At 63.4% G+C, this 11,488-nt stretch carries 9 protein-coding genes, 1 tRNA gene and 1 pseudogene; 6 read left to right on the top strand and 5 right to left on the bottom strand.

The features are described from left to right. Positions 1-3 precede the first annotated feature (3 nt). A pseudogene (locus AC0L27_RS12330) lies at positions 4-159 on the top strand (transcriptional regulator); the annotation flags it as partial. 261 nt (positions 160-420) lie between these two features. On the opposite strand, the gene AC0L27_RS12325 reads toward AC0L27_RS12330, so the two are convergent. From AC0L27_RS12325 to AC0L27_RS12305, 5 genes are all read right to left on the bottom strand, one after another. Then, positions 421-496: transfer RNA gene (locus AC0L27_RS12325), tRNA-Lys, on the bottom strand. Between the two features lie 189 nt (positions 497-685). Further along, entirely contained in the window at positions 686-1,321 is a 636-nt protein-coding gene (locus tag AC0L27_RS12320) for a Spy/CpxP family protein refolding chaperone (protein ID WP_473319194.1), read from the bottom strand. A gap of 192 nt (positions 1,322-1,513) precedes the next feature. After that, positions 1,514-2,518 (bottom strand): TRAP transporter substrate-binding protein, encoded by a 1,005-nt coding sequence (locus AC0L27_RS12315; RefSeq protein ID WP_275173760.1) that lies wholly within the window; start codon positions 2,516-2,518, stop codon positions 1,514-1,516. A gap of 223 nt (positions 2,519-2,741) precedes the next feature. Next, positions 2,742-4,304 (bottom strand): 2-isopropylmalate synthase, encoded by a 1,563-nt coding sequence (locus AC0L27_RS12310; protein WP_354060765.1) that lies wholly within the window; start codon positions 4,302-4,304, stop codon positions 2,742-2,744. A 437-nt stretch (positions 4,305-4,741) separates the two neighbouring features. Next, positions 4,742-5,002: a hypothetical protein gene (locus AC0L27_RS12305; protein WP_473319191.1), complete on the bottom strand. Its 261-nt coding sequence runs from the start codon at positions 5,000-5,002 to the stop codon at positions 4,742-4,744. A 278-nt stretch (positions 5,003-5,280) separates the two neighbouring features. On the opposite strand from AC0L27_RS12305, the gene AC0L27_RS12300 reads away from it, so the two are divergent. From AC0L27_RS12300 to AC0L27_RS12280, 5 genes are all read left to right on the top strand, one after another. Then, positions 5,281-6,504: an SMP-30/gluconolactonase/LRE family protein gene (locus AC0L27_RS12300; RefSeq protein ID WP_275173756.1), complete on the top strand. Its 1,224-nt coding sequence runs from the start codon at positions 5,281-5,283 to the stop codon at positions 6,502-6,504. Between the two features lie 212 nt (positions 6,505-6,716). After that, complete coding sequence (locus tag AC0L27_RS12295) at positions 6,717-7,901, top strand: calcium-binding protein (RefSeq protein WP_473319189.1); 1,185 nt, start codon at positions 6,717-6,719, stop codon at positions 7,899-7,901. A 92-nt stretch (positions 7,902-7,993) separates the two neighbouring features. Beyond that, on the top strand, positions 7,994-9,013 hold the full coding sequence (locus AC0L27_RS12290) for an NAD(P)/FAD-dependent oxidoreductase (protein ID WP_473319188.1): 1,020 nt from the start codon (positions 7,994-7,996) through the stop codon (positions 9,011-9,013). A gap of 252 nt (positions 9,014-9,265) precedes the next feature. Continuing rightward, a complete protein-coding gene (locus tag AC0L27_RS12285; RefSeq protein ID WP_354060756.1) occupies positions 9,266-10,507 on the top strand; it encodes an ABC transporter substrate-binding protein in 1,242 nt (413 codons plus the stop codon). 104 nt (positions 10,508-10,611) lie between these two features. Further along, entirely contained in the window at positions 10,612-11,487 is an 876-nt protein-coding gene (locus AC0L27_RS12280; protein WP_027570854.1) for a branched-chain amino acid ABC transporter permease, read from the top strand. The last annotated feature ends 1 nt before the right edge of the window (position 11,488 follow it).

Here is an 11,488-nt window from a genome sequence, read left to right as displayed (position 1 = left end):
CCAATGCTGCGCGTCGTGATCCCCGACATGCAGTGCTACGACGTGTTCTACAAGAAGCTGATCAACGCCGTGCCGCTCAAAAGCGTCACCTCGCGCTTTGCGATGGAGAAGGTGAAGTCGATCACGGCGCTGCCGAGCCCGGCCCTGATGACCGAGTAAACACACACAGTTCGCAGGACGATTACTCCGTACGGACGGCCCGCACAGATCGTCCGTGTGCTCGCCCTAATATCCTATTCCACTTGAGCGGCCAATCGGCCTGTACCATTCGGACTGCACGCTCTATCGAGCGGGTAGATACAAAACGGAGGAGAAGTCGTGCCGCGCTGGCGATGCGGTCGATTTGGAAAACGTCGCACGAGACCCATTTTGCTCTCGGCGACCACTCCGCGAAGGTCTTGGAAAATAAGTATTTTCTTTTGGTGGGCGCACCAGGGCTCGAACCTGGGACCCGCTGATTAAGAGTCAGCTGCTCTACCAACTGAGCTATGCGCCCGAAAGGCGGTTAAAGCCTTGCGAGGCCGGTCGTTTAGCAAAGCGATCCGGGTCTGGCAAGCGATGGCACGCAAGTTTTCCAAGGGTATGCCAAGGGTATGCCAAGGGTTCGCCCACGTCCCCCAAGAAAGCGAAAAGCCGCTGGATTCCAGCGGCTTCGCCAGGGTTGATCGCGGCAGCCCTTGCAGGCTCAGAGCCGGCCCTCGCGGTCCCGGTCCGGGCCGCCGTCGCGGTCGAAACGGTCACGGTGGAAGTGGTCCATGCCGCGCTCCATCATGCGGTCCATGCCACGCTCCATGAAGTGGTGGCGCGGGCCGTCTTCGCCGCCGCCGAACGGGCCGCGGTGGCGGGTCAGCACGGCGAGGCGCCGCTTCTGGCCCTCGTCCAGGGTCTTGTAGAGCGGATCGGCGGCATCGGCGATCTTCTTCAGGGCCGCCGACGTCGCCCCCATGTCCTCGGCGCGCCGGCGGAGGCGCGCGACCGGATCCTCCGGCCTGTCGGCATCCTTGTTGGCGTCCTTATTAGCGTCCTTGCCGGCATCGCCGGCACCGGCATTCATCCGCGCATTGGCGCGGTCGATGCGCAGCTTGGCGAAGTCGCGCACGGCGGCCTCGACCGGCGGCCACAGCTTCTCCTGGTCGGCGTTGAGCTTCAGCCCGGCATGCACGGCGGCGATCCGCGCGTCGACCATGGCGGCGCGGTCTTCCGGATTCATGCGGATGTGGCGCATGTGATCGTGCATCCACGGGCGATGATAGTGGGCATAGACCGCGCCCGAGCCGGCGATGCTGAGCACGGCGATGGCGGCGATGGTGAACTTCCTCATGCGAACTCTCCTCTGGAAGGATGTCGTGAGGATGGGCGCAGCGCGGCTTACGCGCAACTTACAAGTTGGACAGGGAGCGCGTCCTTTCCAAGATGTAACGCTCCTGAATTTTCGTTCAGTCGCAATCGGAAATCATTCGCAACAAAAGGGGCTTCCGTGCCCGCACGGAAGCCCCATCATCGTCCGGTCAAATCAGTTCGTCGTGCCCTTCGCTTCCTTCTGGAACTCGTCGATCAGCGGTTGGCCGATGCGACCTGCGGCGTCCTTGTAGACCGGCTCCATCGCCTTGCGCATCGCCTCGTCCTGCTCCGGCGTGAGCTTGATGATCTCGCTCTTGCCGCTCTTCCTGATCTCGGCGAGCGCGTCCTCGTTCTCCTTCTGCGACTGCGTGTTGTTGAAGTCGGTCGCTTCCTTCATCGCTTTGGTAAGCTGGTCGCGGATGTCGGCCGGCAAATCGTCCCAGAACTTCTTGTTCACGATCACGACGTAGCCGATATAACCGTGGTTGGTCTGGGTGATGTACTTCTGCACCTCGTGCATCTTCTGGGTATAGATGTTCGACCAGGTGTTCTCCTGCCCGTCCACGACGCCGGTCTGAAGTGCCTGGTAGACTTCGCCGAACGCCATCACCTGCGGCAGCGAGCCGAGCGCCTTGAACTGGGCCTGGAGCACGCGCGAGGACTGAATGCGGAACTTGACGCCCTGATAGTCGGCCGGCGTCACCAGCTTCTTGTTGGCGCTCATCTCCTTGAAGCCGTTGTCCCAATAGGCAAGGCCGGTGATGCCCTTGGAGTCCAGCAGCTTGAGCAGCCTTGCGCCGAGCGGACCTTCCGTCACCTTCCGCAGCGTCTTCAGATCAGGCAGGATGTACGGGAGATCGAACACCTCGAACTCGCGGATCCCGAGCGGGCCGAACTTGGAGTTGGACGGCGCCAGCATCTGCACGCTGCCTAGCTGGAGCGCCTCGAGCTCTTCCTTGTCCTTGTAAAGCGTCGAGTTCGGGTAGATCTCGACCTTGACCTTGCCGCCGGTGTACTTCTCGGCAAGCTCCTTGAACTTCTCCGACGCCTTGCCCTTCGGCGTGTCGGTAGCCACCACGTGGCTGAACTTGATGATGATGGGCGACTGGGCCGATGCCGGCCCGGTCAAGCCAAGTGCCAGGACCGCCATGGACGCAGCGATCGCGAAGATGCGCATAATCTCTCCCTTTGTTGTTTGGGCCACCCGTCGCGCGGGTGGCCTGTCCTTATGCCGGTTGCATCAATAGCGGCTGGGAGGCGGAGCCGCTATTGGCCCTTAGCAGGGCAGGTATTCGCCGCCACATGCAGAGTCATTCCGGGGAGGTCCGTTAGGACCTAACCCGGAATGTCGAGATTCCGGGTTCTCGCTTCGCGAGCCCCGGAATGACAAACTTCGTTCGTCAGCTCGCCGCCGCAGTCGTCACGGTGTCGCGCTGACGCTTCATGACGATCTTGTTCAGCGCGCCGAGATAGGCCTTGGCCGAGGCCACCAGCGTATCCGGATCCGCCGCGCGCGCGGTCATCGCACGTCCCTCATGCGACAGCCGGACCGAGACTTCGGCCTGCGCGTCGGTGCCTTGGGTCACTGCGTGGACCTGGTACAGCTCGAGCTTGGCTTCGTGCGGCACCAGGCGCTTGATGCAGTTGAACACCGCGTCGACCGGACCGTTGCCCTCGGCCTCCTCAATCTTGATCTGGCCGTCGACGTCGAGCTTCATGGTCGCGCGCTGCGGGCCATGCGTGCCGGCGATCACGGTCAGCGAGGTCAGCTTGATGCGGTCGTGCGAAGCGGCCATTTCCTCGTCGACCAGCGCCTCGATGTCCTCGTCGTAGATGTCCTTCTTGCGATCGGCCAGCGCCTTCATCCGGGTGAACGCATCTTCCAGCTGGTTCGGGCCGAGCTTGTAGCCCATCTCCTCCAGCTTGTGCACGAAGGCATGGCGGCCGGAATGCTTGCCCAGCACCAGCGAAGACTGCTTCAGGCCGACCATCTCGGGCCGCATAATCTCGTAGGTCGAGGCGTCCTTCAGCACGCCGTCCTGATGGATGCCGCTCTCATGCGCGAACGCGTTGCGGCCGACGATCGCCTTGTTGTACTGCACCGGGAACGAGGTCGCCGCCGACACCACCTTCGAGGCCCGGGTGAGCTGCGTGGTGTCGATCTTGTTCCAGAACGGGAATTTGTCGTTGCGGACGTTGATCGCCATCACGATCTCTTCCAGCGCGGCATTGCCGGCGCGCTCGCCGATGCCGTTGATGGTGCACTCGACCTGGCGTGCGCCGCCGATCACGCCGGCCAACGAGTTCGCCACCGCCATGCCGAGATCGTTATGGCAGTGCACGGAGAACACCGCCTTGTCCGAGTTCGGCACGCGCTCGATCAGCGTCTTCATGAAGTGGGTGTATTCGTCGGGTGTGGTGTAACCGACGGTATCCGGAATGTTCACCGTGGTGGCGCCGGCCTTGATGACGGCTTCGACGATGCGGCACAGATAGTCCATCTCGCTGCGGGTGCCGTCTTCGGCCGACCATTCGACGTCGTCGATCTGGTTGCGGGCACGCGCGACCATGGCAACCGAGGTCTCGAGCACCTGCTCCGGGGTCTTGTTCAGCTTCACCCGCATATGCAGCGGCGACGTCGCGATCACGGTGTGGACGCGGCCACGCTTGGCGAATTTCACCGCCTCTGCGCAGCGGTCGATGTCGGCCGGATGGGCGCGGGACAGACCGGCGATGATGGCGTTCTTGGAGCGGCGGGCGATCTCGCTGACCGCCTGGAAGTCGCCTTCGGAGGTGATGGGGAAGCCGGCCTCGATGACGTCGACGCCCATATCATCCAGCATCTCGGCGACCTCGAGCTTCTCCTCGAAGGTCATGGTGGCGCCGGGGCACTGCTCGCCGTCGCGCAGGGTGGTGTCGAAAATGATGACGCGGTCCTTATCGGACTTGTTCACGGAGGCCATTTCGAAAATTCCTTTTGAGCTTTTGCGCCGACAGTCTTCTGGGCGCTTGAGGTGTCCGGTGATCTCGACCAACCCCTGAGCGCCCAGGCGCATGACGCCCAGCCGGCCCTCAGGGGCAAGTAAGAAGAAGCCCGCCAATCAGGAGGGTGGGCAGCAGTGCGGCCGGGATCGTGGCGGCGGCCAGAGCCACCTCCCCCGAAATCCCATCGATTTGGCCGCGAATCAGCATTGCCAGACCCTTTGAGCCCTCAAATCCTCGGTCAAAACCGTTGACGGTTGGTTGCCGGGAGGCTCGATGTGCCGTTTCTAGACGAGAAATGGCAGCAACTGCAACGCCAAAAGATGGACAGAAGGGCTGACATGATCGCACGGCCGGATGCGCGGAAGGACCCGGTGCCGGTGTGTCTGGCCGATTGGACCCAGGCGAGACCGTCGAGCTACGCCGTACGGCGAGCGCGAGCCCTGCTCTCCCAGCGGTTCAGCATCTGGCCGAGCTCGCCGTTGGCGACCGGCGCAGCCTTGCCGGCGATGGCGATCTCGTTGGTATTGGCCGGTGCGTTGGCACTGAGCCAATCCGGCTCGCTGTACTCACGCCAGCGGCGCGCCTGGGCTCGCCTTTTGCGGGAGACGTGGTCGCGGGCGAAATAGCCGGCTGCAAATGCAATCCCGAGCAGCAAAACCAGTACGACGACAGCCACTGTAAACTCCGACTTTCACCCCGAACGACGTTCTGCCAGCATCGCGCAGGAGGTCAAGGCTTGACATTTCCCCCGCTTGGCAATGTCCCAAAGGCAGCTCCGGTAAACCCGATCCCGCCGGACGAATTTGTCGTTTCCATGTTCGATGTTGCAGCGCTTTTGCCACCCCGATCTCGCTGAGGATGCGTACCTCCCCCTCGCAACCGTCATCGGACCGGACTAACCTTGCCCTGCTCGGCCGGATCAACCGGCTAGCCGAATATGATCGGGAGGACGCGATGACACGCCAAAAGCAGCGTGACCAGGATGCTGCGCTTTCACGACGAACGCTCGTTCAGGGGCTCGCGCTCGGCGCCGCCGCCACAATGGCCGGCGCCGGCTCCGCGCGGGCCCAGACCGGGCCGGCCGCGCCGCCGACGACGATCACCACCCCGCCACGCGATTTCGGTCCCAACGGCGCGCCGACCACCTATTTCTGGGACCCCGACGTCATCGCGGTCGATCCGTCCTTCAACGATCTCGCGCAGCCCAACACGGCGATCAAGCGTCTCTATACGGGCTTGCTGTGGGCTGAAGGCCCGGCGTGGAGTGCACAGGGCCGCTATCTGCTATGGAGCGACATTCCCAATAACAGGCAGATGCGCTGGAGCGAAGACGACGGTCGCGTCAGCGTGTTCCGCTCGCCGTCCAACAACTCCAACGGCAACTCGTTCGACTTCCAGGGTCGTCAACTCTCCTGCGAACATTTGACCCGGCGGGTGACGCGCTATGAGCATGACGGCACCGCGACCGTGCTTTGCGACAACTACAACGGCAAGAAGCTGAACTCGCCGAACGACGTCGTCGCGCATCCCGACGGCAGCTACTGGTTCACCGATCCGCCCTATGGCGGCCAGCTCTACGAAGGTGAGCCCGACGCCGCGGGCGGTCCGAGCAATTCCGGCGGCAAGCTCAATCCGCGGATTGGACAGCCGGCCGGCTTCGCACCGGGCAAGCGCGAGCTGCCGACCAATTGCTATCGCATCGATCCCAGCGGCCGTGTCGATCTCGTCGTCACCGAGGAGCAGGTGCCCGATCCGAACGGGCTATGTTTCTCGCCGGACTTCAAGAAGCTCTACGTCGTCTCAACCGGCAAGGGACCCGGCGACACCGGTCCCGGCGGCAAGGGCGAGATCTTCGTGTTCGACGTCGGCGCCGACAACAAGCTCACCAACCATAAGCGGTTCAGCGAGTGCGTGATCGACGGCGTGAAGTGCGGGCCGGACGGCGTGCGCTGCGACGTCAACGGCAATGTCTGGGCCTCCAGCAATGCCGGCCGTGCCGTCGGCTACAGCGGCGTCACGACGTGGTCGCCGGACGGCAAGCTGCTCGGCCGTATTCGGCTGCCCGAAGTGTGCGGCAACGTCTGCTTCGGCGGCCCGAAGCGCAACCGCCTGTTCATGGCCGCGAGCCAATCGCTCTATGCGGTGTACACCGCCACGCAAGGCGCAGGCCCGGGCTGAGCCCCCGCGCGCGAGATCGCAAGCATGGACGTCGGCATGGATCGCCGGCATGGATCGCCGGCGCCCGTGGTTCCCTGATCGCAATCAAGCTACGCCTCGGGCAAATCTCCGCCATCAATCCAACGAAGATTGAATCGCGCGGCAGGGCCGCAACGCGGCGCGAGGCATGATGCTCTTCGTTCCCGCGTCCGACTTGAACCGGGAGTTGCGCGATGCGCCGTATGCCAAACGACACCATCATCGTCAGCGTTGGGAACCAGCAATTCGTGACTGAGTTCGGAGACCCGGGCCTGCCGAACGACGGCCGGGGCGGCAGCGACAAGATGATCGCGACCGTCGAGGGGAGCAACGCGGTCCTGACATTCGTTGGCGACGACCAGACCCTGCAAGGACATTCTCACGGAGGAAACGACCATCTCGCTGCGACCGTCACAGGCTTCGGCGACTACGCGATCCTGGACGGGGATGCGCAAGCGATGTCCGGCGACGCCCATGGCGGCAACGATGTACTTGATGTCGATGCGTCCTCATCGATCTACGCGACTCTCGGCATTTCTGGCGATGCCGAGAGCGCCATGTCGGCCGACACGAGGGGCGGCGATGACGTCGTCACGGCATCGATGGGAAACAGATCGTCCGGGACGTTCAGCGGAGACTCCGGCAGTTCCATGAGCGATCACGCGCAAGGCGGTAATGATATCCTCAGCGTGACCCAGGTCGGCATTTACGGCGGCGCTTCGATATCGGGCGACGCTCTCGTCTCCCTGAGCGGTGATGCGCGCGGCGGCAACGACATCCTCATCTACACCGTCGGTGCTACCGCCCAATCCGGAGGCGCGTCTCTGGTCGGAGACGCCGGCTATATGAGCGACGATACCCGCGGCGGCAACGATATCCTGATCGCGGCGGTCGAGGGCAACCCGGACTCCACGTCCATCGTGCTCGTCGGGGATGCCTTGAACATGTCAGGCAATGCGCATGGCGGAGATGATATCCTCCACGGCAGCAGCCGCGACGATTTGCTGTATGGCGATGCACGGACCTACGCCCCGTTCACGGCAGGCTCGATCACGGGCGGCAAGGACATGCTGAATGGCGGTGGCGGAAATGACCAGCTCTGGGGCGGACCGAACAACGACAGATTCGTCTTCGACCAAAATTCGGGTCTGGACGTGATCAACGATTTCGACCAGGGCAACAAGGCGGTCGGCAGCACGGCGCGAGAGCATGACGTGATCAATTTGCACGATTACGGCTTCGCAGATTGGGCGGCGCTGAAAAGCCTGATCAGCGATGACAGCACGGGAAACGCGGTAATCCACCTGACCGCGACCGATACGATCACGCTGGCGGGGGTCCATACCCCGGACCTCCATGCGAAGGATTTCATTGTGTAGAGAGAATTCATGCGCGTTGTGATCTGCGGCGGCGGCGTGATCGGAGCCTGCACGCCTGGTTTCTCCGCCGCCGCGGCATCGAAATCATCGTCGTGGAGCGGACAGACGTCGCGGCCGCGGCGTCAGGCAAGGCGGGCGGCTTCCTCGCGCGCGACTGGTGCGACGGCTCGCCGCTTGATGCGCTGGCGCGACGGAGCTTTGCGATTCATGCGCAGCTGCCGGAACAGATCGCAGGCGATTGGGGCTATCGCCCGATGACCGCTTATAGCGGCTTCGTTGCCGCCGATGGCCATCCGCGCCGGGATGCACCGTCCGCGCTCGGCTGGCTCAGCAACGGCGTCATCATCGCGCAGCGCATCGGCACGATGGAGACCACTGCGATCGTTCACCCCAGAAAATTCACCTCAGCCGTGATGAACGCGGCGCTCGCGCAAGGCGCCGAGCTTCGCACCGGCCAGGTGACCGGCATCATGCGCGATGCGGACGGCACGACCGCGACGGGCGTCGAGGTCGACGGCCGCATCGTCGAGGCGGACGCGGTCGTGATCGCGATGGGACCATGGTCGCTACTCGCGGCGCAATGGATGAGCCTGCCCGCCGTCTACGGCCAGCGCAGCCCGAGCATCGTGTACGACACCGGCACGGATGTGCCGGCCGATGCGCTGTTTCTGGAGTCTGAAGAGAATGGCAGTGCCGTGTCGATCGAGGTCTTTCCTCGCGCTGACGGCAGCACGCATATCACCGCGCTCTCCGACATCGCGCCGCTTCCGCTCGATCCCGCTGCCGTGACGCCCGACCACGATGCGATCGCGCGCCTGCAGACCATGTCCGAGCGGCTGTCGCCGCTGTTTCGCGCCGAGAAAATCATTGCGCGGCAGGCCTGCTTCCGGCCGGTGACACAGGACGGCCTGCCGCTGATCGGCAAGGTGCCGCGAAGTGAAGGTCTTTATGTTGCGACCGGGCACAATGTGTGGGGCATCCTGAATGCGCCCGCCACGGGCGAGGCCATGGCGCAACTGATCGCGGAAGGTGCGACGCGCAACGTGGATATCTCGGCATTCGATCCGGCCCGCCTCGAGCCGCTCGATCCATCGCTGCTGCGAGCGCGCTGAGCCGACGCGACGGCATCGCAATCCAACGATTGGGTTGCCGCGCGCGTGCGATAGCTGCGCATGCCTACCAACGAAATCTGCATGACTGCGCGTGAAACGGGTCCGGCAGCTTTCCTGCCAGCTATTTGCGCAGCGCTAGACTTTAGTCCGTGCCTCACAATCCTGAACGCGGTTTCACTTGCCGAGAATGTCTCCGCCGGTATAGTCGCGCGCATAATGGCTCATAAGAGGCCTGTTAAGGGAGAGAACAAGATGAAGAAACCGCTCTCTGTTGCGTTGCGAATAACACTCGGTACCGCCGCGGCCGTTGTGTTGATGACCTCAGGCGCGGCACTCGCGGCCGACTCGATCAAGATCGGTGTGATCGCGGAAGCGCAGGCGATTGCCGGCGCCTCCATCCCTCAGGCGGCACAGCTCGCCGCCGACGAGATCAACGCCAATGGCGGCGTCGAGGGCCGCAAGATCGAGATCGTCTCTTACGACAATCACTCGTCCTCGGCAGATTCGGTGCGCGCGTTCCAGCGCGCGGTGAACGAGGACAAGGTCAACGCGGTCATCGCCAGCTACATCAGCGAGGTCGTGCTGGCGCTGGAGCCCTGGGCCTCGCGGCTGAAGACGCCGTTCGTCACGCCCGGTGCAGCCTCCAACGAGATCAGCAAGAGCGTGCATGCCGACTATGAGAAGAACAAGTACACCTTCCACGGCTATCTGACCTCCGCCGCGCTGGCGCTTTCTGTCTGCGACGGCGCCAAGGACCTGCTGGTCGACAAGATGCACATGAAGACCGCGGTCATCATGAGCGAGGACGCCGCATGGACCAAGCCGCTCGACGTCGGCTACCAGGAATGCCTGCCCAAGATCGGGCTGAAGGTGCTCGACCACATCCGCTTCTCGCCCGATACCACCGACTTCACGCCGATCTTCAACAAGATCGAAGGCTCCAAGCCCGACGTGATCATCACCGGCATCTCGCATGTCGGCGTGCAGCCGACGGTGCAGTGGAAGAACCAGCAGGTGCCGATCCCGATGTTCGGCATCGCCTCGCAGGCCACCAACGAGACTTTTGGCAAGGACACCAATCAGGCGGCGGAAGGCGTGCTCTACCAGGGTGTCTCCGGTCCAGGCGTCGCGGTGACGCCGAAATCGGTGCCGTTCGCCGAAGCCTTCAAGAAGAAGTTCGGCAACTACCCCTCCTATGCCGGCTACACCGCCTATGACGAGGTCTACTACATCGCCGACGCCGTGAAGCGCGCCGGCTCGACCGACGCCGACAAGCTCGTCGATGCCTTGGAGAAGACCGACTGGGAAGGCACGATCGGCCGCGTGCAGTTCTACGGCAAGGACGATCCGTTCACGCACTCGATCAAATACGGCAAGGGCCTGATCACCGGGCTGATGCTGCAATGGCAGGGCGGCAAGCAGAGCGCGGTCTGGCCCAAGGAAGTCGCCAAGGTCGACATCAAGTTCCCGAGCTTCATCAAGCTCTCGAACTAGCGGGACACGCTCCCGGGACCAGCTCCCGGGAGCTTCCACATGCGGCTCCCGCCGCACGTGGCTCCAGCAACATCGTCTCTCATCAATCAGATTGCCAACCCTAGATGCGTGCTTTCCAGATTCTGATCGATGGCTTTGCCATCAGCGCTCTCTATGCTCTCGGTGCCACCGGTTTCACGCTGATCTTCGGCGTCTCCGGCGTCCTCAATCTCTCCCACGGGGCCATCATGGTGGCGGCAGCGGTGGCGGCCTGGGCCGCCGCCAGCATCCTGAATGTCGGCACCTATGCCGGCGCACTGATCGGCGTCGGTGTCGCCCTCCTCACATCCTTCGCGACTTATTTCGCGGTGGTGAAGCCGATCCAGGACTCCCGGCGCATCCCGAATGAAGAGAAGGAGATCTTCGTCCTCACCGGCACGCTGTTGTGGGGGATCATGATCCAGGAGGTGATCGCTTATTTCTTCACCAACAACGCCAAGACCGTGCTGCCGATCGTCGAGGGCGTCGTCGAAATTCTCGGCGTGCGCACGCCCAGGAACGAGATCTTTACCGCGATCGTGTGCTGCTTCGTCATCGCGCTGTTGTGGCTCCTGGTGAACCGCACCCGCACCGGCAAGGCGGTGCTGGCGGCCTCGATGAACCCGCGCGGCGTCACCCTGCTCGGCCTCGAGCTGACCAACATCTACGTCGTGGTATGGGCGATCTACGGCATCCTCGCCGGCATCGCCGGCGTGCTGCTCGGGATGTTCCTCGGCGTCAGCTCCTACAGCGTCGGACCGCTGACCGCGAGCGCGTTCTCGATCGTCGTGCTCGGCGGTCTCGGCAGCGTCTCCGGCTCGCTGATCGCGGCCTTCGTGGTCGGCTATCTCGAAACGCTCACGGCTTATCTAATCTCGCCGGCCTACCGCACCATTCCGGCGCTGCTGCTGCTCGTCTTCGTGATGTACATCCGGCCCCAGGGCCTTCTGGGGAGGCGCTGAG

This window comes from Bradyrhizobium sp. Ken51 (genome assembly GCF_055807435.1).
Note: the sequence above shows the minus strand (reverse complement) of the source record. Positions and strands in the feature narration are given on the sequence as shown.

What these genes read in the sequence shown, in the direction of transcription:
- AC0L27_RS12320 (WP_473319194.1), bottom strand. Translation starts at nt 1,321, where the DNA reads ATGAGGAAGTTCACCATCGCCGCCATCGCCGTGCTCAGCATCGCCGGC.
- AC0L27_RS12315 (WP_275173760.1), bottom strand. Translation starts at nt 2,518, where the DNA reads ATGCGCATCTTCGCGATCGCTGCGTCCATGGCGGTCCTGGCACTTGGC.
- AC0L27_RS12310 (WP_354060765.1), bottom strand. Translation starts at nt 4,304, where the DNA reads ATGGCCTCCGTGAACAAGTCCGATAAGGACCGCGTCATCATTTTCGAC.
- AC0L27_RS12300 (WP_275173756.1), top strand. Translation starts at nt 5,281, where the DNA reads ATGACACGCCAAAAGCAGCGTGACCAGGATGCTGCGCTTTCACGACGA.
- AC0L27_RS12295 (WP_473319189.1), top strand. Translation starts at nt 6,717, where the DNA reads ATGCGCCGTATGCCAAACGACACCATCATCGTCAGCGTTGGGAACCAG.
- AC0L27_RS12285 (WP_354060756.1), top strand. Translation starts at nt 9,266, where the DNA reads ATGAAGAAACCGCTCTCTGTTGCGTTGCGAATAACACTCGGTACCGCC.
- AC0L27_RS12280 (WP_027570854.1), top strand. Translation starts at nt 10,612, where the DNA reads ATGCGTGCTTTCCAGATTCTGATCGATGGCTTTGCCATCAGCGCTCTC.